Below are 23,096 nucleotides of genomic sequence, written 5' to 3' on the forward strand. Positions count from 1 at the left end.
CCAACAAGCCAGTCAACACGCCATTCCGGCATGACTTAAACCAACTAGCCTCCACGAAACCCGGGGCGGTTCAATCACGAGTGCGGAGGTGGCCAGCCAGACCAAGGTGTTTGTCCAGCCCTCTGGGCGCTGCGCGACAGGTCTCAAGGACGCTAGCTTCCTGTAGTCATCGAGCTGCAGCCACGCCAGGCGCACTGGATTGAAGACTTCGAGATTCGAAGCCCGTCCGCGCTCTTCACGTCCGCCATGCAAGCAAAGCAAACGCTGCTTTCCTGGCGCGTTGTGCAAACGTCGAGCCTTCAATGCGGCCAACTCAGCCCGGGCGATGGGCAGCACGGCATCGGCGAGGTCATCAAAAGACAGCTTGACGACTTCCCCAAAAAACTCATCGACGAACAGGGGCCGACACGTCTCCGCAGCTTTGGGGTTCCACGTGCCAACCAGTCGCAGGATGCGGCTGGCATCCTGGGCGGAAGCGTCGGCACCGAGCGATTCAAACAGCTTCACGAGCGCCGATTGCACGGCAGCCCACCGTGGATATGCGGCTTTCGGGAGCGCCTTGGTCAAGTACCACTTGACAGCCAGGCCACGGCCCGTCCAGTACACCGCGGACGGCTGTGGCACCCCTTCGCCTTTACACCGAGCCAGGGTCAGCTTGAGCGCAGCGTCTGGGGAGAGACGCCTCAGATGCGGCGGCGAGTTTTCATGGCGTAGGTCAATGTCGACCCAGCATGCCGCGATATGGGCAAGGTTGATTTTCTGCCGGTTGGGCTGCGAAAACTCCGCTTGCGACAGCCAGATGCTGGTCGTCTCCGGCGAGTCTCCTGGGAGAAGGTCAATATATGCCCAGGGGTCGCGCATTGCTTCAGGCAAAGCAGTCAAGCGCAGTGGAACTTGCTTGAAGGCCTGGCCCTTTTGCGCGTTCAACTTCGCTTGGAGTGTCTCAGTCTCCCGCGGTGTCAAGTCCGTCGGGGGCCAATCGTGCCTCAGCCTTTGGAAGGCCTCGCGGGCGAGCGTCCGCCCGCTGCCGGTCGAGTAGCACAACGCGACAAAGCCGGGGCGCTTCGGTGAGTGATACAGCGCAACCTCGTGAACCGGTTGCGCGTAGATGGCGAGTGCTGACATCAGGGCTGTCTCAGTGACAGCCCCGGCAAGAGGCGAAATTCACATGCCCTGGCGCGACAAATGACGGTCGCTATACATGTCCGGCCCTTGGAAGGGGTCGGACGCTTTTGATGTCCTGCACGCCCCCTGGCCGGGGCGTGTTTTATGCGCTGACTTTGGCGGTGCCAGCAGGCGCGCACGCTGACTGGAGCGAACCCAGCCATTGCCGCACACCGTCATCCGGAAACCGCAGAAGCCGGCCGACTTTGACGGCAGGTGGCAGGTCCAGCCCCTTGGCTTTGCGGTGGTAGACAGTATGAATCGAGATGCCGAGCAGGGCGGCGAGGTCGGCGGGGGTCAAGAGCTTGGGCATGGGGCAGGTTGTTTGAGTTGTACGTACTGACCTGTAGCAACCGCTGTTTATTTGGAGAGGCTGCAAATACCCATCGTGCGTGCAAAACCGGCGTCATCGCTATCGCTACACGAAGTCCAAGGCCAACTTTCTTGGCAAAGGACCTAAGCATGAATAAGAAAACCTCACCACAAAGCGCCAACGTCACCTTCGGCACGCTTCTGTCAAGGCAAGAGCTCCAGCAGGAGTTCAATACGCTCAAGCAACTCCCGACCGCGACCAGCCACGCGCTGTACGCAACGCTACCGGACGCCATCGTCCGCCATCTTGAATCTGCACTGCTGCCGCAAGCGGCAGCGCTTGGCATCGCGCGCAGCCCCGGCGGCATCATCTGTGCTGTGCTCACGACCCAGGCTGGCTCAACACAAGTTCGGTTCATCGTGCCGTTGTTGACGGATAAGGCCAAGACGTGGCTCACAGAAGCCGCAGAGGAAAAGCACCAGATGCAGTGCGCCCTGGACATCGTCGAGACGCATCAACTTGCACTCGTGCAGGTCATCAACCCGCTCGCGGGTGACTCACGAGGTCAATGGCCCGCCGTCAAAGCCATGCTGGACAAGCCGATGCCTACAGTCGACGTTGCAAGCCAGGCTCAAGAACTGGTGTCCCTGGTTCATATCCTGGCCGGCGAGGGCGAGTCGCTGCTGCCCATTTTCTCGATTCAGGAGGTTTGGTACGTGCTTGTTGACGAGCTTCCACCGCCTCCAGCGCCGGGTTCGGCGTCAAACCCGAGCACCGCGTTGCATTAACCGAAGAGGCCACTACGGCACCATTCACCGGACCCTGCTAGGGTCCGGTCTTTTTTGTCGGCTCAATCCAGCTTGCGTGCGAGCTCTGTGGCATCCGTCTTGTAGTAACCCATCAGGCTTTTCAACGTTTTATGCCCGGTGATGGCGGCGAGCTCAATCACGTTGGGGACCCGTTTTGCGATACGCGACGTCGCCTCGTGCCGAAAATCGTGAAAATGTAAATCGTGCAGGAACCCAGGGCGCCAGTCGCCCTGCTCATTCGCCAGGCTGCGTGCGCGGCATTTCCCCCGATGGTCAGGTCAAACTGCTCCACCTTTGGCCGGTCAAACTGCTCCAGGCAGGACGGCTGGATTATGAGGCATCGGCGGTGACGGCGATGCGTGCGGCGGCCTCCTTGAGGCGGTAGCTGCGACCCTCGAACTCGAGCATGGTGGCGCGGTGCATGAGGCGGTCGAGGATGGTGGTGGCCATGGTGGCGTCGCCGAGGTAGCGGCCCCAGTCCTGCACGACGCGGTTGGAGGTCACGACGATGGATCGGCGATGCTTGTAGCGCTGGTGGACGATGGCCTGCAGCAGCTCGGCCGCGGCGTCGCCGATGCGCCGGGCGAGGAACAGGTCGTCGAGCACGAGCAGGTCGGGCTCGACCCAGGCGCGCAGCAGCGCGGCCTGCTCCTGGGTGCTGGCCAGGGCGTAGTGGGCGAACTCGGTGTCGGCCTCGACGTAGCGCACGTCGAAGCCTTGCAGGGTGGCCTGGTAGGCCACGGCCTTGGCGACGTGACTCTTGCCGGTGCCGGGCTTGCCGACGATCAGGGCGTTGGCGCCGTCGCCGATGAACTTGAGGGTATGCAGCTCGAAGCAGGCCGCGCGCGGCAGCTTGGGGTTGAAGCGCCAGTCGAAGTCGGCCAGGGTGGCCTTCTCGTCGAGACGCGATTGTTTGAAGCGCCGCTCGGTCAGGCGCGAGTGGCGCCGGTCGAGCTCGTCCTGCAGCATGGCGCCCAGGGTGGCCAGGAACGGCTCCTGGCTGCTCTGCGCCTGCAGCACGCGGGTGGACAGGGTGTCGGCGATGCCCGAGAGGCGCAGCTCGCGCAGGGTGCGTTCGATCTCATTGAGGGTCATGCTGGGGGCTCCGTTCATGGTTGAGGGATTCGGCGGCGGCGCGGGCGAACAGATCGGCGTACTCCTCGGCCGGGCGGATCAGTTCGTGCTGCTGGGTCAGGGGCTCGGCGGTCGGGCCGCGGTCGAGGGCCTGCAGGGCCTCGGTGACGAGGCGCTCGGTCAGCGCCTTGACATGGCGGTAGCTGTAGACCCCGTCGGCCAGGGCGGCGGCGCAGGCGGCATCAACGAGGCGGCGCGGATAGCGCCCGGCCAGCGAGACGATGCCCCAGAGCTTGCGCTGGCCCACGCGGCCTTCGACGGCGAACAGCAGCTCGCACAGGCGCAGGGCCTCGGCCCCGATGGCGCGCGCCTGGGCCAGGATGCGGCGGGTCTCGCGCGAGGGGTTGAACACGCGCTCCTCGGCGGGCAGGACCACGGTGCCGGGGTGCTCGGCGCGGTCATGGGTGCGCAGCAGCTCCTGGGTCTTGAGGTCGCGGATCTCGATGCGCCGGGCATAGATGCGCACCAGCACCTGGGTGCCGATGCGCGCCGGACGGGCGGCGTAGCTGCAGTGGTCGACGCGCACGCAGCTGTCGTCGGCGACGGTGCGCTCGACCTCGGTGAAGTACTGCATGCCCAGCACCGGCAGCGGCTGCAGGTGGGCTCTCTCCTCCTCGAACATGGCCTGCACCTGCCGGCGCGCGCTGCCGTGGATGCGCGGCGCCGCCCACTTGGTCTCCCAGTGCTCCAGAAAGGCGTTCTGCTCCTCGATGCTCTCGAAGCGCCGACCCTTGAGGGCCGTGGCCTGGGTGTGGCCGATGGCGTTCTCGACGCTGCCCTTGCGGTTGGGGTCGCGCACCCGCGCCGGGTCGGCGACGACCCCGTAATGCGCCAGCGTGGCGGCGTAGACCTTGTTGAGCTCGGGCTCGTACAGGTCGGGCTTGAGCACGCCCTCCTTGAGGTTATCGAGCACGACGTAGTGGGCCGAGCCTCCGAAGTAGCGCCAGGCCTGCTCGTGCAGCTCGGCCCAGACCTGCTGACTGGACTTCCAGACCACGCGGCGGAAGCTGCGCCGGGAATAGCGCAACGTGGCCACGAACAGGCGCGGGCGGCGGTAGCGGGCGGTGCCGGGCACGCGCGTGAGGGCGCCCTCGCCGTAATCGACCTGCATCTCCTCGCCGGGGGCGAACTCCAGGCGGTCGAACTGCTCGGGCTCGCGGACCTTGAGCCGGGCGACGAAGCGCTTGACCGAGTTGTAGTGGCCGGCGAAGCCGAACTGGTCGACCAGGTCCTGGTAGATCGCGGTGGCGTTGCGCTTGAGGCGCAGCTGGGCCTCGATGAAGGTCCGGTGCGGCTCGCACAGCGACGTCGTCGTGGCGGTCGGCGCCGGTGGCCGGGGTGGAGCAGTTTGCTCCTGCGAGCCGGTGGCCACCCCGGAGCAGTTTGCCTCGGACTCCTCGGTGAATCGATGCTGCCAGGCCCGGATGGTGTGGCGCGAGATGCCGGTGACGCGCTCGATCTCTCGCTGCGTGGCGCCGGCCTCCAGCAGCGTGCGAATGGTGGTTTGCAGATGCGGCTTCAAGACGTTCACTCCCGTGCCTCTCCCTCGACGTTGAGGGAGTGGAAAGTAACGTCCTGCCGGCTGGCCCCGAGGTGGTCGCCGTCGCCGCGATCAGCGGCTCAGATCACCCCGGCCAGGTGGAGCAGTTTGGGTGGCCAGAAGTGGGGCAGTTTGGGTGGCCGCCGGGGTTTCAATTTTTGCCACGCCTTTTGATAGCAATCGGACTTCTCGTACGCCGGAAAAATGCGCGCGGTTTCGTCCATCGCGCCCGGCTTGAGTGCATGAAGCAACGCCAGGGCGCGCGAGCTGAGGGGCACATCCCGGTCCTCACCGTTTTTGGTGTCGTAGAGCTTCACAAAACGCTCGTCCAGGCGCACGTCCCGCCAGCGCACACGAAGCATCTCACCCGCGCGCATAGCGGTCTCAACTGCGAGCTGCATGATGGGCAGAAGCGGTGAATCGTACTGACGCGCGGCCAGTAAGAGATACCGCTCTTCGTCGGCGCTCACCCGGCGTTTACGCTGTGCTGAGTGGGGCAATTTGGGGTTCTTGATGTTTTCCGCTGGATTGCTCGGTATCTTCAACCCCCAGGCCAGCCGTGCGTGGTTGATGACTGTGCGTAGGGAGTTCAAGTCATGAACGACGGTCTGCGCGGAACGCTGCGCCAAACGCCTGAGCTTGAAATTTTCGATGACCTCGGGCTGGAGCGCGGCTAAGGTGTAGTGGCCGAATTCGCGCTTGAGCATGCGCAGGCGCTGAGCTTCTTTTGCAGCCGATTTCTTGGTCGGCGTGACTTCGGCGATGTAGCGCTCGAGCAAGTCGCCCATGTGGGTCTTCACGGCGTGGCTGCGGTCGAAGTAGGTTCCCAGAATCACCTCAGACGAGATGACGTTCGCCCAGCGCTCGGCTTCAGCCTTAGTGCGCAGGGTCTTGGTGATGTAACGGCCTTCGATGCGTACGCGGACTTGATAGTGTCCGGAGGGACGATGCGTGATGGCTGCCATGGTGAACTCCAAAAAATGTGGAGTTCGTGTAGCGAGCGCGTTGGAGGAAACCTGTTTACGGCAGATGTCAGCAGCGTTACCGCGCCACGCGACTGGCATGGAATTGGCGCGGAATTGGCGCAGCGGCTGCGCGTTATATTTCAATGCGCTTATCGGTAAACGCTAAGCTATTGTTTAATCAAAAGAATTTGGTGCCGCTTATCTGACTCGAACAGATGACCTACCGCTTACAAGGCGGTTGCTCTACCAACTGAGCTAAAGCGGCGCGATTGATCTGGCTATGCGTTCACAGCAACCGCAGTACAAACTTCCTGCGGATTACTTCACCCGTTTCAGGTGCGGCCCCGAAGGCCTTGGCGGTGGCTCTGGCGGGTCGAGCTCATCCGCCGTGGCTGGCGCCGATGGCAGCACGGTGGGTTTGCTTTCCCCCTTAGGACCGCCGGAAGGAGACGCCGAGGGGTCAGGCACGGCGTGCAAGTGCACCGACTCTCCGGGATTCGACAGCGGCAGGTCAAGTTTGATCCGCGGTTGATCTGCTTCCCCCGTTTCATCGTGGCTGGCCTCGGGCACAGGGAAAGCCATGCCCTGCCCGTTCTCACGCGCATAGATGGCGGTGACATGGCTGACGGGGACCAGAATGTCGCGCGCGACGCCGCCGAAGCGCGCTCTGAAGCTGACATCATCGTTACCGATCTTCAAGCCGCTGGTAGCCCCGAAACTGATGTTGAGTACGATTTCACCGTTCTTCACATGCTCGCGTGGAACACGGACCTGGCCATCGACATGCACGGCCAGGTACGGCGTGAATCCATTGTCGGTGCACCATTCGTACAGTGCGCGCAGCAGATAGGGCTTGGTCGAACTCGGGCTTTCGGCGGCGTTGCTCATGACGGAAACGTGGGCCTCATTCCTTGCTACTTGCGCATGACCTTTTCTGAAGGTGTCAGCGCTTCAATATAGGCCGGGCGCTGAAAAATGCGTTCGGCATACTTGGCCAGTGGCGCGGCCGATTTCGGCAAATCGATGCCGTAATGGTCGAGACGCCACAGCAGCGGGGCAATGGACACGTCGAGCATGGAGAAGTCGTCGCCCAGCATGAAGCGGTTTTTGGTAAAAATGGGAACGAGCTGCGTGAGCCGATCACGAATGGCAGCGCGCGCCTTCTCCATGGCCTTTTCATTGGACCTGCTGGCACGCGACTCCAGGGTCGAGACGTGGACGAACAGCTCCTTCTCGAAATTGAACAGGAACAAGCGCACGCGTGCGCGCGCCACCGGGTCTCCGGGCATGAGCTGTGGATGCGGGAAACGCTCGTCGATGTACTCGTTGATGATGTTGGACTCGTACAGGATGAGATCACGCTCGACCAGGATGGGCACCTGGCCGTAGGGGTTCATGACGTTGACGTCTTCGGGCTTGTTGAAAAGGTCGACGTCGCGGATTTCGAAATCCATGCCCTTTTCGAAAAGGACGAAGCGGCAGCGCTGCGAGAACGGGCAGGTCGTGCCTGAGTAAAGCACCATCATGAGGGGCGACTCCTGAAAAAGCGAAGGGAGTGAGCAGGCTCACCCCCGAAAAACCTTCCGAAAGAAAGTCGGATGCGGGCGGGGCGCGGAGTTTTGGCGACTCGGCCCCGGCCTCGATTACTTCACATCTTTCCAGTATTCGGACTTGAGGCGCCACGTGATGAACGTGAACACGGCCAGGAACAGCAACACGATGACACCGAGTCGCTTGCGCTCGAGTTGGTCCGGTTCGGCCATCCACTGCATGTAGGCCACAAGATCGGCAATCTGTGAATCATACCGCCTTGCGCTCAAACTCCCCGGCGTGAGCTGCACATAGCCCGCGAAGGTCTTGAGTTGGACATGGGGGTCGGCGGGGTCGCTCTTGAGTTCGAACCGGGCCGCGCGCTCCCCTTGCAGAGGCCAAAGTGGATTGGGCATGGCCACATTCGGAACCACCAGGTTATTCCACCCGGAGGGCCGCGTGTCGTCGCGATAGAACGACAACAAATAGGTGTAGAGGTAGTCGGCCCCCGAACCGCGGTGCGAAGCCAGTGCCCGTTCGATCACGCTCAAGTCTGGCGGCGCCGCGCCGAACCACGCCTGCGCCTGTGCAGGCGTCATGGCGATTTTCATCGTGTTGCCGAGCCTGGGTTCGCTGAACATGAGATTCTTCTGGACCTGCTCGCCCGTCAGTCCGATGGCGCGCAGTTTTTCATAGCGCATGAATTCCGCGCTATGGCAGTTCAGACAGTAGTTGACGAAGAGCTTCGCGCCATTCTGTAGCGCGAGCAGGTCGTTCACACGATACGGCGCCTGTTGCAGCGGAACGCTCTCTTGTTCGGCGGCGGCAAGTGCGACCACCGTCGTGGAACCCAGTCCGAGCATGAGCACGAGGCGCAGGAGCGCACGAAAGATGTGGGACATGTTCATCGCTCAGTGTGGGTGGTAGACCAGACGCTCGGGCACAGGCCTAGGTTCCCCCAGCCTGCTCCACCACGGCATCAACCAAATGAACCCGAAGTAGATGAACGTACAAGTCACCGAAATCCAGTATCCCGTGGGGGATGGCTCCTCAATGCCGAAATAACCGAGCACGACGAAGGCCAGCGCAAACACAAGAAGCACAGAAAGATGCCACTTGGGGCGGTAGCGAATGGACTTGACCGCGGAGTGATCCAGCCATGGCAGGAAAAACAGGGAGATCACCGCCCCACCCATGACCACCACGCCCCAGAACTTGGCATCCACCGTGGCCAAAGCCCACAACAAGAAGGCCATGCCGGCGGCCAGGACGGCGAGCCGCAAAGGATGGCGCCGCAGGCTCCAGGCGCGCCACAGGCCTGCCACGCTCGCGACCGCCATCCAGATGTGCACCGAGGTACTGGTGGTGGCGCGCAGCATGGAATAGAAGGGAGTGAAGTACCAGACCGGCGCGATGTGCGGCGGGGTCTTCAGCGGATTGGCGGGAATGAAATTGTTGTGCTCAAGAAAGTATCCACCGAAGGTCGGCGCAAAGAACAACACGGCGCAAAAGATCGTGAGGAAGACCGAAAGTCCGAACAGGTCATGCACCGTGTAGTAGGGATGGAAGGGAATGCCGTCGCGCGGGTTCCCCCGCGCATCCTTGTTGGCCTTGATCTCGATGCCGTCGGGGTTGTTGGACCCGACCTGGTGCAGGGCGATGATGTGCGCACCGACCAGCCCGATGAGCAGCAAGGGAATGGCGATGACGTGGAAGGCGAAAAAGCGGTTCAGCGTGGCGTCGCTCACCACATAATCGCCCCGGATCCAGAGCGACAGATCGGGGCCGATGAAAGGTATGGCCGAGAACAGGTTGACGATGACTTGCGCGCCCCAGAACGACATCTGGCCCCAGGGCAGCAAGTAGCCGAAGAAGGCCTCACCCATCAGACTGAGGAAGATGAGACAACCGAAGATCCAGACCAGCTCGCGCGGCTTGCGGTAGGAGCCGTACAGCAAGCTGCGGAACATGTGCATATAGATGACGACGAAAAACGCCGATGCGCCGGTCGAATGGATGTAGCGGATCAGCCAGCCCCATCGCACGTCACGCATCATGTATTCGACCGAGCCGAACGCCAGTGCGGCATCGGGCTTGTAATGCATGACGAGAAAAATGCCGCTGACGATCTGGATGCCCAGCACCACGATGGCGAACGAGCCGAAGTAGTACCAGAAGTTGAAATTCTTGGGGACGTAGTACTCGGTCAGATGTGCGGCCCAGAGCGCCGAGAACGGGAACCGGTCGTCGACCCATTGACGCAAGCCCCCGCGCGGTGCGGCTCCTGGCACGGGGGTGTCTGGCAAAGTCTGTTCAGCCATGCTTGTCTCCTGTTCGAGGCGATCAGGCCTTGTGTTCGCCGAGAAGAATTTTTCGGTCGTTGACGTAGTGGTACGGCGGCACCACCAGATTGTCCGGAGCAGGCATGTTCTTGAACACGCGCGCCGCCAGATCAAAAATGGAACCGTGACAAGGGCAGAGGAAGCCCCCCTGCCAGTCGCTCGGCAGCGAAGGTTGCGGGCCGGGCGTGAACCGATCCACGGGCGAACAACCGAGATGGGTGCAAATACCGACGACCACGAGGTACTCGGGCTTGATCGAACGCCACTGGTTCTGTGCCCATGGCGGCGTAGGAAACTGGGTACGCTTGGACAGGGGGTCGGCCACCAGCGACTGCGTGATGTTGAGCGACGCCAGCATCTGCGGCGTACGGCGCAGGAACCACACGGGCTGGCCGCGCCAGAGGATGGTCATTTTCTCGCCCGGGCGGAGCTGGGAAATATCCACCTCGATAGGGCCGCCCTCGGCTTTGGCCTTGGCCGATGGCTCCATGGATTCGACGAAGGGGACGGCCGTGGCAACCCCGGCGACACAGGTGGCGGCACCTGTGGCAATCAACCAAGTTCTGCGTTGGGAATCCATCATGTGGGTGCGGTAGTGAAGCGATGGAATTCTGGTCCCGCAGCGCGAATTTGGCATTAGGAAAAGCCTGTATAAGAGATCACTGATTTAGGGCTCGCGCATTGCGTTTGATCAATAAAATGGATGTTGCGCCGCAATATTTAGGCTTCTCACCCCGTTTGGATGGAAAACATGAGGCATCAAGAATGACGTGCTTTACAGATATATCGAAATTTGCAGCATTGCTTTACATTCCAGCTTTCTCTACCGTTTGAACGGAGCGTGCTATGAGTTTCCTCAATGAGTTCAAGGAATTCGCCGCCAAGGGCAATGTCATCGACCTGGCAGTCGGCGTCATCATCGGTGGAGCGTTCGGCAAGATCGTCGACGGTTTGGTCAATGACATCATCATGCCGGTGGTCGGTGCGGTCATTGGCAAGATCGATTTCTCGAATTTCTTCATCCCGCTGGGCGTCGTGCCTTCAGGCACCGAGATGACGCTGGCTGCGCTGAAAAAAGCCAATGTCCCGGTGCTGGCCTACGGCTCTTTCATCACCATCGTGATCAATTTCCTGATCCTCGCGCTGATCATCTTCGTCATGGTCAGGCAGATCAACAAACTCAAGCGATCTCAGCCCGCGCCTGTGCCGGCCGCCACGCCCGAGGACATTGTCCTGCTGCGCGAGATCCGCGACGCGCTCAAACGCTGACCGCAGCGTTGCCGGCCGCCGCCGCGAGTCGCCGCGCCATGGCGATGGCACTGACCAGGCTGGCCGGATTGGCCTGCCCGCGCCCGGCAATATCGAACGCGGTGCCATGGTCGGGACTGGTCCTGATGAAGGGCAATCCCAGCGTGACGTTGACCCCTGCGTCCAGGCCGAGGTATTTCACAGGGATCAATCCGTGGTCGTGCAGCATCGCGACCACCACGTCGAACTCGCCGGGATGATCCGGCGCGTTGCGCGCCCGCATGAACACCGTGTCCGGCGCATGGGGCCCGCTCGCGTCGATGCCCTCGGAGCGGGCCTGCGCGATGGCCGGGGCGATGACGCGGCTTTCCTCGTCGCCGAATAGCCCCCCTTCGCCCGCGTGCGGGTTGAGTCCGGCCACCGCGATGCGTGGATGCTGTTGGCCCCAATGCGCGGCTGCGGATTGGGTCATGCGCAAGGTTTCCAGCACCGACTCCGTGGTGATCGCCTCGATCGCCTTGCGTACGCTCATGTGCACGGTAACGAGCACGGTTCGCAGCGCATCATTGGCCAGCATCATGCGGACCGGCGCTCCAGCGCAAAGGTTCTGGAGCAGTTCGGTATGCCCTGGGAAGGGCACGCCCGCCGCGTGCAAGGACTCCTTGTGGATGGGTGCCGTCACCAGGGCCGCGACGTCGCCGCGCAACGCCGCCTGGGCACCGGCGACGATGGCTGCGTGCGCGGCCGCGCCGGCGCGCGCGTCGACACGCCCCAGCGCCAAACCTTGCAATCCTCCTGGCGGCAGGCCCGGGGCCTGGATCACGGGAATCACGCCGACGGGCAAATCGGCACGCCGCAAGGGCGCGTCGATGCGGGCCACGCTCGGACGCCCCGTATCGGGGTCGAAGGCAAGCCGCATGGCCGCATCGGCGATCACTTGGGCGTCGCCATACACGACGCAACCGCCGGCCTGCCCGGCGGCAAAGGCCTTCACGATGATTTCCGGCCCGATGCCGGCGGGATCCCCCATCGAGATCGCCAGGGTTGCGGTGTGGTTCATGCCGGGTTGTCGATGTCGATGAAACGATGTTCGAGGCCGAAGCTGCGCGCCAGATGCTCGCCCAGGGCCTGGACACCGTAACGCTCCGTGGCATGGTGGCCGCAGGCCAGATAGGCCACGCCCATTTCGCGCGCATAGTGGGCCGTGGGCTCGGATATTTCTCCGCTGACATAGGTATCGGCGCCCGCCGCGTGCGCCTGCTCGATCCAACCCTGCGCCGCCCCTGTGCACCAGGCCAGCCGGCCAACCGGCGCCGACGCATCCCCCACCAACACGGGCTCGCGCCGCAGCCGCACACGGAGCGCGGCGGCCAGGTCGGCAAGCGTGGCCTGGGGCGCCGCTCCGAGTCGCCCAAGTCCCTGCTTGCCGAATGTGTTCTCGACACGCCACCCCATATGCGCCGCGAGCTGGACGTTGTTGCCCACCAGCGGATGCGCATCCAGCGGAAGGTGATAGGCGAACAAGTTGATGTCTGCGCCGAGCAGTGCCTTCAGGCGAAGCCGCTTTTGGCCAACGATGCGCGGGTCCTCGCCGCGCCAGAACCAGCCGTGGTGCACGAGGATCGCGTCGGCCCCGGCATCGATGGCACGCTCGATCAGTGCCAGGCTGGCAGTGACGCCGCTGACCACCCGGGCGATCCTCTCCTTGCCCGCGACCTGCACGCCGTTTGGGCCATAATCTTCAAAGGTATCCGTCTGCAAGAAATCGTGCAGATACGCGGCCAGTTGTTCGCGGTTGATCATGTTCCGGAAAGGTGCATATGCGCAGGTTGTGGTTGATTTTCGCTCAGGTGACGACAGTGGCCCTGGCCGTGCTGTTTGCGGTGCGCATGATCGCACCGCAATGGCTGGCGCGCCCCCATGAGGAATCCAGGCTCATGCTGCAAATCCCGAGCGCGCGCACGCCGGCACCAACTGCGGCGCCCGGCTCCTACAGCGCCGCAGCGCTCAAAGCCATGCCGGCCGTCGTCTCGGTCACCACCACGCGGGCACGCAGCCCCCGGGGAGGCTCACCGCTCGAGCGTTTCTTCGGCGGCCCGGATCCGAGTCAGCCGACGGTCGGGCTCGGGTCGGGCGTCATCGTCAGTCCGAATGGCTATGTGCTGACCAACAACCATGTGATCGAAGGCGCCGAGGAAATCGAAGTCAAGCTGGCCGATGGCCGGGAGGCCGCCGCCAAGGTGGTCGGGCGCGATCCCGACACCGATCTGGCCGTCCTGAAAATCGGCCTTCCGAATCTCCCCACGCTGGCCTTCGGCGACGACACCAAGGCCCATGTGGGCGACGTCGTGCTGGCCATCGGCTATCCCTTCGGTGTCGGTCAGACCGTGACGCAGGGCATCATCAGCGCGCTGGGCCGAACCCAATTGGGAATCAACACCTTCGAGAACTTCATCCAGACCGACGCGGCGATCAATCCGGGGAATTCCGGCGGCGCCCTGGTGGACGTCTACGGCAATCTTCTGGGCGTCAACACCGCCATCTTCTCGCGCTCCGGAGGGTCGCTCGGCATCGGCTTCGCGGTGCCGGCATCGACTGCGCGCAATGTCCTGCAACAGCTCATCGCCACCGGCCACGTGGTGCGCGGCTGGATTGGCGTGGAGCCCCAGGACGTCACCCTGCAGATGGCGCAAGCGTTGAACTTGCCCGAAGCCGAGGGCGTGATCGTCACGGCCGTGCTGCGCAACGGCCCCGCAGACCTGGCCGGCATCCGTCCGGGCGACGTGGTGATGGATGTGGCGGGCCAGCCGGTGCGCAACACCGGCCAGTTGCTGAATGTCGTTGCCGCCCTCAAACCCGGGAGCGACACAACCTTGCGCGTGCTGCGCAAGGGTCGCGAACAGAATCTGCGCGTCAAAGTGGGAACGAGGCCGCAGCTTCCCGCCCCCGCAAACCCGTCCGATGACGATCAGCCGTGAGCTGAAGCGCGCGGCACGCTTTCCGCGGGATGCGTGCCGTCACGCCGGAGGCTCTGCATCGGCTGGTTTCTCGGCCTCGTCCTCGGGCGCCCGGGCGTACTTGCCCAACATGCGCGAGCCGACGATCCCGACCTCGTAGAGCAGGATCATGGACACGGCCAGAGACGTCTGGGAGAACACATCGGGAGGCGTGATGACGGCGGCGATGATGAAGGCCACCACGATGAAGTAGCTGCGCCAAGCCTTGAGTTGGGCGATGGTCAGCACCCCGAAACGCACCAGCAGCATCAGGACCACGGGCACTTCGAAGGCCGTGCCGAACGCCAGGAAGAGCGTGAGCACGAAGCTCAGGTACGACTCGATGTCGGGCGCTGCGGTGATGACCTTGGGCGCCACGTCCTGAATGAAGGTGAACAACCTCCCCAGCACGATGAAATAGGCGAAGGCCACGCCGAGGTAAAACAACAGCGTGCTGATGAAGATCAGCGGCACGACCAGGCGCTTCTCGTGCGCATACAAGCCGGGAGCGATAAAGGCCCAGAGCTGATAAAGCACCACGGGCAGCGCGATCATCAACGCCACCAGCATGGTGAGCTTGAGCGGCACCAGGAACGGCGTGATGACGCCGATGGCGATCATGGTCGAGCCATGGGGCAGATGCGCGATGAGCGGTTTGGCGAACAGGTCGAAGAGTCCTGAAGGTCCGGGGTAAACGGCCAGAACGGCGAAGACGACACCCACGGACGCGACGGCCCTGATGAGCCGATCTCTCAGCTCGACGAGATGGGTCACGAAGGGCTGCTCGGCTTCCGGGGATGGGGAGTCGGACGGCTTGGGATCGGTCACTTGAACGGCGAAGAAGGGGAAAGCGGGCTCAAAGACCGGAGCGTGGACGGTGGCGCGCGACCCGGGCCGCGCCGGACAGGGCATGGCTGCGGACGCGGGCTTGGCGCCGGTACCACAGCGGCACGGCCTGGCCCGTGGATTTTTTCAAACGCTTGGGTTTGTGATTGTCCAGGATGAAGCCGTCGCTCGGGGCGTCCGTCGATTGCGCCTCGCCGGACAGACCGGCGGTGGCCTCTCTCCAGGCCGAATCGAATTCGTGATTCACCTCGCCGATATTCTTCGCCACCGTGCTTTGGATGTCCTGGGCGGCCGACTCGACCGTGGACTTCATGCTGCGCAGTTCCTCGAGTTCCATCTGCCGGTTGACTTCGGATTTCACGTCAGCCATATAGCGCTGCGCGCGGCCGAGCAGATTGCCGACCGTACGCGCAACCTTGGGCAGCTTTTCAGGACCGAGGACGATGAGCGCGACCACGCCGATCACGCCCAGTTCGGAAATGCCGATATCGAACATGGCTGCTTGTCAGTGCCTATCGCCCAGGCGCCTGGGAACAAAAAGGCCGGCTGCATGGCCGGCCCGGCGCCGCTGCGCGGAATTCAGATTTTTTCCTTGGCCTCGACATCGATGGCGTCCTTCTTCACCGCGCCAGCCTGGCCTGCAAGCTGCTTGTCGCTGGCCGCCGGTGTTGCGGACGCCGATGCGTCGGGTTCGGCTTCACGCATGCCGTCCTTGAAGCCCTTGACGGCCGAGCCGAGGTCGGAGCCGATGTTCTTCAGTTTTTTCGTACCGAACACCATCATCACGATGACCAGGACGATCAACCAATGCCAAATACTCAATGAGCCCATCACGATACTCCTTAGCGACTTTCAGATCGTCGCGCGTTTCCAGGGGCGGGGGCCCCCCAAGACATGAATGTGCAGGTGGTAAACCTCCTGCCCGCCATTCGGCCCGGTATTGATGACGCTCTTGAAGCCGTCACCGCAGCCCTGCCGCTCGGCCAGTTGCGGAACCAAGATCATCATTTTACCGAGCAAGGACTGGTCACCGGGTTCCACTGCCGCGAGCGTGGCGATATGCCGCTTGGGCACGAGCAGGAAATGAACCGGCGCGGCCGGGTTGATGTCGTGAAAAGCGAGGACTTCGTCGTCCTCGAACAGCTTGTTGCTGGGAATGGTCCCAGCAATGATTTTGCAGAAAACGCAGTTCGGATCGTGCATGGTTTGGATCAGGACGTAGTCGTGTGAATGTTGGCGACAGGCATGGTTTGCCCAAGGCGACGCCGAGGTTCAGGACTTGGCGCCGCGACGGGCGAACTCCTCGATGCCCGACAAGCCCTCGCGCCGTTCCAGTTCCGCCAACACCTCGTGCGGACGGATGCCGTGGCTGGACAGCGCCACCAGGGCGTGGAACCACAGGTCGGCCGCCTCGTAGACGATGTTCTGGCGCTGCCCGCCCTTGCAGGCGAGCACGAATTCGGTCGCCTCCTCGCCCACCTTCTTGAGCACCGCATCCTCGCCCTTGGCGAACAGCTTGGCCACATAGGAACCGGCGGGATCGGCCTGCTTGCGGCGCTCGATCACATCGGCCAGACGGCCAAGCACGTCCGCGGGCTGGACCGGCTCGGATTGGGCAGAGGGCTTCATCGGTAGATTTGCTCCGGATCCTTCAAGACGGGCTCGACCGAGGTCCAGCGCCCTTGCTGCAGTTCGCGGAAAAAACAGGAGTGGCGCCCGGTATGACAGGCAATGCCCGGCTCGTGGCCGAGCTGGCGCACGGTCAGCAGCAGCACGTCGCCATCGCAATCGAGGCGAACGGATTCAACCTTCTGCACGTGGCCGGATTCCTCGCCCTTGTGCCATAGACGCTTGCGCGAGCGCGACCAGTAGACGGCCTCGCCGAGTTCGAGCGTGCGCTTGAGGGCATCGCGGTTCATCCAGGCCACCATGAGGATGTCCTTGCTGCCGGATTCCTGCGCGATGGCCGGCACCAGGCCGGCGGCGTCCCAGTGAATGTCGTCGAGCCAGTTCATGCGGGAAGTGTAGTGATTGCGGCGCCACGCTGTTTTGCCGCGCGGCGTCCGGCTGTCGGGTCAGGCCGCCAGGCCGGCGTCGAGCCGCATCGGAATGCCCCGAGCGGCCATGAAACGCTTGGCTTCGCCGACCGTATGTTCGCCATAGTGGAAGATGCTGGCCGCGAGCACCGCGTCGGCATGCCCCTGGGTGATGCCGTCGGCCAGATGCTGCAGGCTGCCCACCCCACCCGAGGCGATGACAGGCACGGAAACCGCGTCGGCCACCGCGCGGGTGAGTTCCAGGTCGAAGCCCGCCTTGGTGCCGTCGCGATCCATGCTGGTGAGCAGGATTTCTCCGGCGCCGGCCGCGCTCATGCGGCGCGCCCAGTCCACCGCGTCCAGCCCGGTGTTGCGCCTTCCGCCGTGGGTGTAGACATCCCACCCCGCTGCGTTGTCCCTGCGCTTGGCGTCGATGGCCACGAGAATGGCCTGCGCACCGTACTTGCCCGAAGCGTCGGCGATCACCTGCGGATTGGCGACCGCGGCGGAATTGAAGCTCACCTTGTCGGCGCCGGCGTTGAGCAGGCGGCGCACATCCTCCACGGTCCGCACGCCGCCGCCCACGGTGAGCGGGATGAACACCTGCGCGGCAACCGCCTCGATCACATGCAGCAGCATGTCGCGCTCGTCGCTGGTGGCGGTGATGTCGAGAAAGGTGAGTTCGTCCGCCCCCTGGTCGTTGTAGCGCGCGGCGATGTCCACGGGGTCGCCGGCGTCGCGCAAGCCGACGAAATTGACGCCCTTGACCACGCGTCCCGCGGTCACGTCCAGGCATGGGATGATGCGTTTGAACAGCATGGGATTCCGATCGACCGGTGTGGACAGACTGCCCCGAATGGCCGGGCTCAGGCGGACTCGGCCTCGACGCGCTGCTGTGCCGCCTTGAAATCCAGGTCCCCGGTGTAGATGGCGCGGCCGCAGATGACGCCTTCGATGCCGCTGCTCTCGACCGCGATGAGGCGTTCGATGTCGGCCATCCCGGACAGCCCGCCCGAGGCGATGACGGGGATGGACAGCACTTCGGCCAAGCGCACGGTGGCCTCGATGTTCAGGCCGGTGAGCATGCCATCGCGGCCGATGTCGGTGTAGATCACGCCCTCGACGCCATAGTCCTCGAACTTGCGCGCGAGATCCACCACCTCGTGGCCGGTGAGCTTGCTCCAGCCGTCCGTCGCCACCTTGCCGTCACGCGCATCGAGTCCAACGATGATGTGGCCGCCGAAGGCGCTGCAGGCCTCCTTCAGGAAGCCGGGATTCTTCACCGCGGCCGTGCCGATGATGACATAGCTCAGGCCGTCGTCGAGATAGCGCTCGATGGTCTCCAGATCGCGGATGCCGCCGCCGAGTTGCACTGGAACGTCCTCGCCGACCTCGCGCAGGATGGCCCGGATGGCGGGTTCGTTCTCGGGCTTGCCGGCAAAGGCGCCGTTGAGATCGACCAGGTGGAGGCGGCGCGCGCCCTGCTCCACCCAGTGCCGCGCCATGGCGGCCGGATCCGAGGAAAACACCGTGGCGGCCTGCATTTCGCCTTGTTCCAGGCGGACGCACTGGCCGTTCTTGAGATCGATCGCGGGGATCAGCAACATGGGACGGAACGACGACGGTTCGGGGCCTTTTGCCAGCGTGTCGGCTCAAGGCCTCCAGTCGAGAAAATTGCGGTAAAGCACGAGGCCTGCCGCGGCGCTTTTTTCAGGGTGAAACTGTGTGGCGAAAATAGTATCCCGCGCAATGGCGCTTGCAAACGTCACGCCATATTCGGTACGGCCCGCGGTGTTGCGCCCTTCCGACGGCTGCGCATAGAAGCTGTGCACAAAGTAGAAGGCGGCACCGTCGGCGATGCCAGCCCACAAAGGATGGGGGCGCCCATCGTGGACCACCTGATGCACGGTGTTCCAGCCCATGTGCGGCACCTTGTAGCGGCTGCCGTCGGGCTGGATCTGACCGTCGAGTTGGAAGCGGCGCACGTCGCCCGCGATGAGCGCGAGTCCTTGAGTTGCCCCTTCCTCGCTGCGATCGAGCAGCATCTGCATGCCCACGCACACGCCGAACAGGGGTTTGCCGTCTCGCGCCTGCGCGCCAGCGGCCTGCAGCACCGCGTCCTGCAGGCCAGAGTCGCGCAACTCGCGCATGCAGTCGGGCATGGCCCCCTGGCCGGGCAGCACGATGCGATCGGCCTCGCGCACCTGCTTGGCGTCGGATGTCACGACGACACGCCAGGGCAGCCCCTTGGCGACATGCTGCACGGCCTGCGACACGGAGCGCAGGTTGCCCATGCCGTAATCGACGATGGCGACCGTTTTCATGCGGACGTCGGAAGCTGCGGAGAGGGGTGTGGGAGATTTAACGCGACAAGAAGACGGGGACGCTGCGACGCGCGGCGCTCACAGCGAGCCTTTGGTCGATGGTATGACAGAGCCCATGCGCGGGTCGATTTCAGCCGCGGCACGCAAGGCGCGGCCGAAGGCTTTGAAGACGGTTTCGCACTGGTGGTGGGCATTTTCGCCGCGCAGATTGTCCACATGCAGGGTGATGAAAGCGTGGTTGACCAGGCCTTGAAAAAATTCGTGCGCCAGATCCACGTCGAACTGGCCGATCATCGCACGCGCGAAGGGCACGTGCCACACCAGCCCGGGGCGACCGGAGAAATCGACCACCACGCGCGAGAGCGCCTCGTCCAGCGGCACATAGGCATGGCCGTAGCGGCGCACGCCCTTCTTGTCGCCAAGCGCCTTGGCCAGCGCCTGGCCGATGGTGATGCCCACGTCCTCGACCGTGTGGTGGCCGTCGATGTGCAGATCGCCCTCGGCGTGCACGGCAAGATCGACCAGGCCGTGACGCGCGATCTGGTCGAGCATGTGGTCGAAGAACCCGATGCCGGTGGCGAGCTTGGAAACACCGGAACCGTCGAGATCGAGCTCGACCGCGATGCGGGTTTCGGCAGTCTGGCGGATGACCTGTGCGGTGCGCATGGATGAGATGGAATGCGGCAGCGGCCAAGCGCCGCGCCATGCCGCCATGTTAACGAAGCGCGGACGCCGCCTCCGACGGAACGATGGCGGACAGGGCCTGCAGCAGCGCATCGCACTGCGCGTCGGTCCCCACCGTGATGCGCAGGAAGGATGCGATGCGCGGCGGCTGCGAGAAATGCCGCACCAGGATGCGGGCCTCGCGCAGGGCGGCGGACAGGACATCGCCGTCATGCAGGGGATGGCGCGCAAAGACGAAGTTCGCCGCAGACGGCAAAACCTCGAAACCGAGCGCCTGCAGGCCAGCCGTGAGTTTGTCGCGACTGGCGATGATGAGGCCGCGGGTGTGGGCGAACCAGGTGTCGTCCTGCATCGCGGCCACGCCGCCTGCGATGGCCAGGCGGTCCAGCGGATAGGAATTGAAGCTGTCCTTCACCCGTACCAGGGCCTCGATGAGATCGGGGTAGCCGAGCGCATAGCCCACGCGCAGGCCGGCCAGCGCGCGCGCCTTGGACAGCGTGCGCACGACCAGCAGATTGGGATAGCGGTCGATGAGCGGAGCGGCGGTGTGTGCGCCGAAGTCGACATAGGCTTCGTCGATCACCACGACCGAATCCGGGTTGCCAAGCAGCAGACGCTCGATCTCGGCAAGGTCGAGCGCGATGCCGGTCGGCGCGTTGGGATTGGGGAAGACGATGCCGCCATTGGGGCCCGCAGCCAGGTAGTCGTCCACCCGGATGCGAAAGTCCTCGTCAAGCGGCAGCGGGCGGGTGGCGATGCCGTAGAGCCGGGCATAAACGGGATAGAAGCTGTAGCTGATGTCGGGGAACAGCAGCGGCGCCTCGTGCCTGAACAATGCCTGGAAAACATGGGCCAGCACCTCGTCCGAGCCATTGCCGACGAAAACCTGGGCGGACTCCAGGCCGTGATGTGCGGCGACGGCATCCCTGAGCGCGCGCGCCTCGGGGTCGGGATACAGGCGCAGATCCTCGCCCGCTGCGTCGCGTATGGCCTGAAGCACGCGCAGGCTGGGGCCGTACGGGCATTCGTTGGTGTTGAGTTTCACCAGCCCGGGGATCTTGGGCTGCTCGCCCGGGACATAGGGTGTCAGGCCATGCACGACCTCGCTCCAGAATCGGCTCATGGCGTTCGCGCCCGATCCAGTCGCATCTCGGCCGCCAGGGCATGCGCCTGCAGGCCTTCGCCATGGGCGAGCACCGACGCGATGCGCCCGAGATGCTGCGCTCCGGCATGACTGACCTCGATCAAGCTCGTGCGCTTGATGAAGTCATACACGCCCAGCGGCGAGGAAAAGCGCGCGGTGCCCGAGGTCGGCAGGACGTGATTCGGACCGGCGCAGTAATCCCCCAGCGACTCGGAGGTGTAGGCGCCGAGAAAAACCGCCCCCGCATGGCGCAGGCGGTCGGCGATCGGCCTCGGATCCGCGGTGGACACCTCCAGGTGTTCGGGAGCGATGCGATCGGCCAGTTCGCAGGCCTCGTCCAGGTTGCGCACCTGGATCAACGCGCCACGGCCCGACAGCGACGCGGCGATGATGTCGCGCCGCGCCATGCCGGGCAACAGGCGGCGGATCTCGGTCGCAACCATCTCGATGTACCCAGCGTCCGGGCAGAGCAGGATGCTTTGCGCCAGTTCGTCGTGCTCGGCCTGGCTGAACAGGTCCATGGCCACCCATTCGGGCGGCGTGGACCCATCGGCGATGACCAGGATTTCCGAAGGTCCGGCGATCATGTCGATGCCGCAGACGCCGAACACGCGGCGCTTGGCGGCGGCCACGTAGGCGTTGCCCGGGCCGACGATCTTGTCCACCTTGGGCACGGTGGCAGTGCCGTAGGCCAGCGCCCCCACGGCCTGTGCGCCGCCGATGGCGAAGGCCCGGCGCACGCCGGCTACCGCCGCCGCCGCCAGCACCAGGGTGTTGCGTTCGCCGCCGGGTGTCGGCACCACCATGACGATGTCCTCCACGCCGGCCACGTGCGCGGGAATGGCGTTCATCAACACCGACGAGGGATATGCCGCCTTGCCGCCGGGGACGTAGATGCCCACGCGGTCCAGCGGCGTGACTTTCTGGCCCAGCAGGGTGCCGTCGGCGTCGCGGTATTCCCAGCTGCGCCCCACTTGCTGCATCTGGCGCTGGTGATAATCGCGCACGCGTTCGGCGGCCTGCTCGAGGGCCTGGCGCTGCTCGCTGGAAATGCTCGACAGGGCGGCGCGCAGCTCGGATTGCGCAATCTCCAGCGCCGCCATGTCGGGAGCGTCGAGACGGTCGAAACGTCGCGTGAATTCGAGCACGGCGGCGTCGCCGCGTGCCCGCACCGCGGCCAGGATTTCGCCCGCGCGCGCATCGATGTCGGCATTCTCGTCCGCCATGCGCGCAAACAGCTGGGCGTATTGCGCCTCGAAATCGGGCGAGGAGGTATTGAGCCGGCGCAGCAGCAATTCGGATGCGGAAGTGGTCATGCTGAAATCGGGATGTTGTTGGAAGCCTCGCGCAATCCGTCCACCAGAGGCTTGAGCGCGGCGGTCTTGGTCTTGAAGGCGGCCTGGTTGACGATGAGCCGGGCCGAGATGTCCATGATGGGCTCCACCTCGACCAGCCCGTTGGCCCTGAGCGTGCCGCCGCTGGAGACCAGGTCGACGATGGCGTCGGCCAGGCCGATCAGCGGCGCCAGCTCCATCGAGCCGTAGAGCTTCACCAGATCGACGTGCACGCCCTTGGCGGCGAAATGCTCGCGCGCCAGATGCACGTATTTGGTCGCCACGCGCAGACGCGACCCCTGGCGCACGGCGTGGGCGTAGTCGAAGCCCTGCGGGGTTGCCACGCTCAGGCGGCAGCGGGCGATGCCCAGATCCACCGGGCGGTACATGCCGTCCCCGCCCAGCGTGGCATCGGCCTCGAGCAGCACATCGAGCCCCGCCACGCCGAAATCGGCCCCGCCGTAGCGCACATAAGTGGGCACGTCGCTGGCGCGCACGAGCACCACGCGCAGATCGGCGCGATTGGTGGGCAGGATGAGCTTGCGGGTGGACTCCGGATCTTCGGCCACGGTGATCCCGGCGCGTGCGAGCAGCGGCAGGGTGTCGTCGAAGATGCGGCCTTTGGACAGCGCGAGGGTGAGCATGATGGCGAGGTTACCGGAAGCGGGATGTCTTGCGTGCGGCAAG

The 23,096-nt window shown here is 64.1% G+C and carries 28 protein-coding genes and 1 tRNA gene; 3 read left to right on the plus strand and 26 right to left on the minus strand.

The genetic code is table 11. The features are described 5' to 3' along the window. Positions 1-12: 12 nt before the first annotated feature. Together THIARS_RS00035 and THIARS_RS00040 are read right to left on the minus strand one after the other, a co-directional pair. Positions 13-1,125 carry a hypothetical protein gene (locus THIARS_RS00035; RefSeq protein WP_094158952.1) on the minus strand — a complete coding sequence of 371 codons (1,113 nt, stop codon included), beginning with the start codon at positions 1,123-1,125 and terminating at the stop codon, positions 13-15. 142 nt (positions 1,126-1,267) lie between these two features. Beyond that, complete coding sequence (locus tag THIARS_RS00040) at positions 1,268-1,477, minus strand: helix-turn-helix transcriptional regulator (RefSeq protein ID WP_094158953.1); 210 nt, start codon at positions 1,475-1,477, stop codon at positions 1,268-1,270. A 149-nt stretch (positions 1,478-1,626) separates the two neighbouring features. Between THIARS_RS00040 and THIARS_RS00045 the strand changes: the two genes are divergently transcribed. Next, the gene (locus tag THIARS_RS00045) at positions 1,627-2,265 is read left to right on the plus strand and encodes a hypothetical protein (RefSeq protein WP_094158954.1); all 639 of its coding nucleotides are present in this window, start codon (positions 1,627-1,629) and stop codon (positions 2,263-2,265) included. A 351-nt stretch (positions 2,266-2,616) separates the two neighbouring features. On the opposite strand, the gene istB is transcribed toward THIARS_RS00045, so the two are convergent. The 9 genes from istB to petA form a co-directional block, all read right to left on the minus strand. Next, positions 2,617-3,381: an IS21-like element helper ATPase IstB gene (istB, locus tag THIARS_RS00050; RefSeq protein WP_094158950.1), complete on the minus strand. Its 765-nt coding sequence runs from the start codon at positions 3,379-3,381 to the stop codon at positions 2,617-2,619. Next, positions 3,368-4,951: an IS21 family transposase gene (istA, locus tag THIARS_RS00055; RefSeq protein WP_094158951.1), complete on the minus strand. Its 1,584-nt coding sequence runs from the start codon at positions 4,949-4,951 to the stop codon at positions 3,368-3,370. Before istA ends, istB begins: the two co-directional genes overlap by 14 nt. 89 nt (positions 4,952-5,040) lie before the next feature. After that, a complete protein-coding gene (locus THIARS_RS00060) occupies positions 5,041-5,925 on the minus strand; it encodes a tyrosine-type recombinase/integrase (protein ID WP_186436520.1) in 885 nt (294 codons plus the stop codon). 189 nt (positions 5,926-6,114) lie between these two features. Further along, positions 6,115-6,190: transfer RNA gene (locus THIARS_RS00065), tRNA-Thr, on the minus strand. 53 nt (positions 6,191-6,243) lie between these two features. Continuing rightward, positions 6,244-6,813, minus strand: a complete 570-nt coding sequence (locus THIARS_RS00070; protein WP_094158956.1) for a ClpXP protease specificity-enhancing factor — start codon at positions 6,811-6,813, stop codon at positions 6,244-6,246. 26 nt (positions 6,814-6,839) lie between these two features. Further along, complete coding sequence (locus THIARS_RS00075) at positions 6,840-7,451, minus strand: glutathione S-transferase N-terminal domain-containing protein (RefSeq protein WP_094158957.1); 612 nt, start codon at positions 7,449-7,451, stop codon at positions 6,840-6,842. A 117-nt stretch (positions 7,452-7,568) separates the two neighbouring features. Next, the gene (locus THIARS_RS00080; RefSeq protein WP_094158958.1) at positions 7,569-8,357 is read right to left on the minus strand and encodes a cytochrome c1; all 789 of its coding nucleotides are present in this window, start codon (positions 8,355-8,357) and stop codon (positions 7,569-7,571) included. A 9-nt stretch (positions 8,358-8,366) separates the two neighbouring features. Next, positions 8,367-9,776, minus strand: coding sequence for a cytochrome b (locus tag THIARS_RS00085; RefSeq protein ID WP_094158959.1), 1,410 nt, complete (start codon positions 9,774-9,776; stop codon positions 8,367-8,369). Between the two features lie 22 nt (positions 9,777-9,798). Beyond that, entirely contained in the window at positions 9,799-10,377 is a 579-nt protein-coding gene (gene petA / locus THIARS_RS00090) for a ubiquinol-cytochrome c reductase iron-sulfur subunit (RefSeq protein ID WP_094160517.1), read from the minus strand. A 266-nt stretch (positions 10,378-10,643) separates the two neighbouring features. On the opposite strand from petA, the gene mscL reads away from it, so the two are divergent. Then, positions 10,644-11,066 carry a large conductance mechanosensitive channel protein MscL gene (gene mscL / locus THIARS_RS00095; RefSeq protein ID WP_094158960.1) on the plus strand — a complete coding sequence of 141 codons (423 nt, stop codon included), beginning with the start codon at positions 10,644-10,646 and terminating at the stop codon, positions 11,064-11,066. On the opposite strand, the gene pdxA is transcribed toward mscL, so the two are convergent. Continuing rightward, on the minus strand, positions 11,056-12,105 hold the full coding sequence (gene pdxA / locus THIARS_RS00100; protein ID WP_245845401.1) for a 4-hydroxythreonine-4-phosphate dehydrogenase PdxA: 1,050 nt from the start codon (positions 12,103-12,105) through the stop codon (positions 11,056-11,058). The two genes, mscL and pdxA, sit on opposite strands and share 11 nt — an antisense overlap. Further along, on the minus strand, positions 12,102-12,845 hold the full coding sequence (locus tag THIARS_RS00105) for a Nif3-like dinuclear metal center hexameric protein (protein WP_186436621.1): 744 nt from the start codon (positions 12,843-12,845) through the stop codon (positions 12,102-12,104). Before THIARS_RS00105 ends, pdxA begins: the two co-directional genes overlap by 4 nt. A gap of 20 nt (positions 12,846-12,865) precedes the next feature. Here THIARS_RS00105 and THIARS_RS00110 point away from each other — a divergent pair, with 20 nt between their 5' ends. Continuing rightward, positions 12,866-14,023: a S1C family serine protease gene (locus THIARS_RS00110; RefSeq protein ID WP_094158962.1), complete on the plus strand. Its 1,158-nt coding sequence runs from the start codon at positions 12,866-12,868 to the stop codon at positions 14,021-14,023. Positions 14,024-14,062: 39 nt separating this feature from the next. On the opposite strand, the gene tatC is transcribed toward THIARS_RS00110, so the two are convergent. From tatC to hisG, 13 genes are all read right to left on the minus strand, one after another. Beyond that, the gene (tatC, locus tag THIARS_RS00115; protein ID WP_094158963.1) at positions 14,063-14,869 is read right to left on the minus strand and encodes a twin-arginine translocase subunit TatC; all 807 of its coding nucleotides are present in this window, start codon (positions 14,867-14,869) and stop codon (positions 14,063-14,065) included. 28 nt (positions 14,870-14,897) lie between these two features. Continuing rightward, the gene (gene tatB / locus THIARS_RS00120; RefSeq protein ID WP_094158964.1) at positions 14,898-15,383 is read right to left on the minus strand and encodes a Sec-independent protein translocase protein TatB; all 486 of its coding nucleotides are present in this window, start codon (positions 15,381-15,383) and stop codon (positions 14,898-14,900) included. Between the two features lie 83 nt (positions 15,384-15,466). Beyond that, complete coding sequence (gene tatA / locus THIARS_RS00125; RefSeq protein ID WP_094158965.1) at positions 15,467-15,718, minus strand: Sec-independent protein translocase subunit TatA; 252 nt, start codon at positions 15,716-15,718, stop codon at positions 15,467-15,469. A gap of 21 nt (positions 15,719-15,739) precedes the next feature. Then, complete coding sequence (locus THIARS_RS00130) at positions 15,740-16,090, minus strand: histidine triad nucleotide-binding protein (protein ID WP_094158966.1); 351 nt, start codon at positions 16,088-16,090, stop codon at positions 15,740-15,742. 69 nt (positions 16,091-16,159) lie between these two features. After that, positions 16,160-16,516, minus strand: a complete 357-nt coding sequence (locus THIARS_RS00135; RefSeq protein ID WP_094158967.1) for a phosphoribosyl-ATP diphosphatase — start codon at positions 16,514-16,516, stop codon at positions 16,160-16,162. Continuing rightward, positions 16,513-16,902, minus strand: coding sequence for a phosphoribosyl-AMP cyclohydrolase (gene hisI / locus THIARS_RS00140; protein WP_094158968.1), 390 nt, complete (start codon positions 16,900-16,902; stop codon positions 16,513-16,515). Before hisI ends, THIARS_RS00135 begins: the two co-directional genes overlap by 4 nt. A gap of 60 nt (positions 16,903-16,962) precedes the next feature. Beyond that, the gene (hisF, locus tag THIARS_RS00145) at positions 16,963-17,742 is read right to left on the minus strand and encodes an imidazole glycerol phosphate synthase subunit HisF (protein ID WP_094158969.1); all 780 of its coding nucleotides are present in this window, start codon (positions 17,740-17,742) and stop codon (positions 16,963-16,965) included. A 47-nt stretch (positions 17,743-17,789) separates the two neighbouring features. Next, a complete protein-coding gene (hisA, locus tag THIARS_RS00150; RefSeq protein WP_094158970.1) occupies positions 17,790-18,530 on the minus strand; it encodes a 1-(5-phosphoribosyl)-5-[(5-phosphoribosylamino)methylideneamino]imidazole-4-carboxamide isomerase in 741 nt (246 codons plus the stop codon). Positions 18,531-18,575: 45 nt separating this feature from the next. Beyond that, a complete protein-coding gene (hisH, locus tag THIARS_RS00155) occupies positions 18,576-19,247 on the minus strand; it encodes an imidazole glycerol phosphate synthase subunit HisH (RefSeq protein ID WP_094158971.1) in 672 nt (223 codons plus the stop codon). Between the two features lie 78 nt (positions 19,248-19,325). After that, entirely contained in the window at positions 19,326-19,913 is a 588-nt protein-coding gene (hisB, locus tag THIARS_RS00160) for an imidazoleglycerol-phosphate dehydratase HisB (RefSeq protein WP_094160519.1), read from the minus strand. Between the two features lie 49 nt (positions 19,914-19,962). Beyond that, complete coding sequence (gene hisC, locus THIARS_RS00165) at positions 19,963-21,054, minus strand: histidinol-phosphate transaminase (protein WP_094158972.1); 1,092 nt, start codon at positions 21,052-21,054, stop codon at positions 19,963-19,965. Beyond that, positions 21,051-22,391 (minus strand): histidinol dehydrogenase, encoded by a 1,341-nt coding sequence (gene hisD, locus THIARS_RS00170; protein WP_094158973.1) that lies wholly within the window; start codon positions 22,389-22,391, stop codon positions 21,051-21,053. The genes hisC and hisD overlap by 4 nt, the downstream gene beginning before the upstream one ends. Beyond that, positions 22,388-23,053: an ATP phosphoribosyltransferase gene (gene hisG / locus THIARS_RS00175; protein ID WP_094158974.1), complete on the minus strand. Its 666-nt coding sequence runs from the start codon at positions 23,051-23,053 to the stop codon at positions 22,388-22,390. Before hisG ends, hisD begins: the two co-directional genes overlap by 4 nt. Positions 23,054-23,096: the final 43 nt, after the last annotated feature.

Source organism: Thiomonas delicata (assembly GCF_900088825.1).
In the GTDB taxonomy this organism is placed as follows: Bacteria; Pseudomonadota; Gammaproteobacteria; order Burkholderiales; family Burkholderiaceae_C; genus Thiomonas_A; species Thiomonas_A delicata.

Bases quoted from the DNA above. Each gene is read 5' to 3' on its own strand.
- hisF (WP_094158969.1), bottom strand. From the start codon at position 17,742: ATGCTGTTCAAACGCATCATCCCATGCCTGGACGTGACCGCGGGACGC.
- hisH (WP_094158971.1), bottom strand. From the start codon at position 19,247: ATGAAAACGGTCGCCATCGTCGATTACGGCATGGGCAACCTGCGCTCC.
- THIARS_RS00060 (WP_186436520.1), bottom strand. From the start codon at position 5,925: ATGGCAGCCATCACGCATCGTCCCTCCGGACACTATCAAGTCCGCGTA.
- THIARS_RS00075 (WP_094158957.1), bottom strand. From the start codon at position 7,451: ATGATGGTGCTTTACTCAGGCACGACCTGCCCGTTCTCGCAGCGCTGC.
- THIARS_RS00035 (WP_094158952.1), bottom strand. From the start codon at position 1,125: ATGTCAGCACTCGCCATCTACGCGCAACCGGTTCACGAGGTTGCGCTG.
- hisD (WP_094158973.1), bottom strand. From the start codon at position 22,391: ATGACCACTTCCGCATCCGAATTGCTGCTGCGCCGGCTCAATACCTCC.
- THIARS_RS00040 (WP_094158953.1), bottom strand. From the start codon at position 1,477: ATGCCCAAGCTCTTGACCCCCGCCGACCTCGCCGCCCTGCTCGGCATC.
- THIARS_RS00045 (WP_094158954.1), top strand. From the start codon at position 1,627: ATGAATAAGAAAACCTCACCACAAAGCGCCAACGTCACCTTCGGCACG.
- tatA (WP_094158965.1), bottom strand. From the start codon at position 15,718: ATGGGCTCATTGAGTATTTGGCATTGGTTGATCGTCCTGGTCATCGTG.
- hisC (WP_094158972.1), bottom strand. From the start codon at position 21,054: ATGAGCCGATTCTGGAGCGAGGTCGTGCATGGCCTGACACCCTATGTC.
- THIARS_RS00110 (WP_094158962.1), top strand. From the start codon at position 12,866: ATGCGCAGGTTGTGGTTGATTTTCGCTCAGGTGACGACAGTGGCCCTG.
- mscL (WP_094158960.1), top strand. From the start codon at position 10,644: ATGAGTTTCCTCAATGAGTTCAAGGAATTCGCCGCCAAGGGCAATGTC.
- petA (WP_094160517.1), bottom strand. From the start codon at position 10,377: ATGGATTCCCAACGCAGAACTTGGTTGATTGCCACAGGTGCCGCCACC.
- THIARS_RS00130 (WP_094158966.1), bottom strand. From the start codon at position 16,090: ATGCACGATCCGAACTGCGTTTTCTGCAAAATCATTGCTGGGACCATT.
- THIARS_RS00080 (WP_094158958.1), bottom strand. From the start codon at position 8,357: ATGTCCCACATCTTTCGTGCGCTCCTGCGCCTCGTGCTCATGCTCGGA.
- tatB (WP_094158964.1), bottom strand. From the start codon at position 15,383: ATGTTCGATATCGGCATTTCCGAACTGGGCGTGATCGGCGTGGTCGCG.
- THIARS_RS00135 (WP_094158967.1), bottom strand. From the start codon at position 16,516: ATGAAGCCCTCTGCCCAATCCGAGCCGGTCCAGCCCGCGGACGTGCTT.
- pdxA (WP_245845401.1), bottom strand. From the start codon at position 12,105: ATGAACCACACCGCAACCCTGGCGATCTCGATGGGGGATCCCGCCGGC.
- THIARS_RS00070 (WP_094158956.1), bottom strand. From the start codon at position 6,813: ATGAGCAACGCCGCCGAAAGCCCGAGTTCGACCAAGCCCTATCTGCTG.
- THIARS_RS00085 (WP_094158959.1), bottom strand. From the start codon at position 9,776: ATGGCTGAACAGACTTTGCCAGACACCCCCGTGCCAGGAGCCGCACCG.
- hisA (WP_094158970.1), bottom strand. From the start codon at position 18,530: ATGTTGCTGATCCCCGCGATCGATCTCAAGAACGGCCAGTGCGTCCGC.
- hisB (WP_094160519.1), bottom strand. From the start codon at position 19,913: ATGCGCACCGCACAGGTCATCCGCCAGACTGCCGAAACCCGCATCGCG.
- istB (WP_094158950.1), bottom strand. From the start codon at position 3,381: ATGACCCTCAATGAGATCGAACGCACCCTGCGCGAGCTGCGCCTCTCG.
- hisG (WP_094158974.1), bottom strand. From the start codon at position 23,053: ATGCTCACCCTCGCGCTGTCCAAAGGCCGCATCTTCGACGACACCCTG.
- hisI (WP_094158968.1), bottom strand. From the start codon at position 16,902: ATGAACTGGCTCGACGACATTCACTGGGACGCCGCCGGCCTGGTGCCG.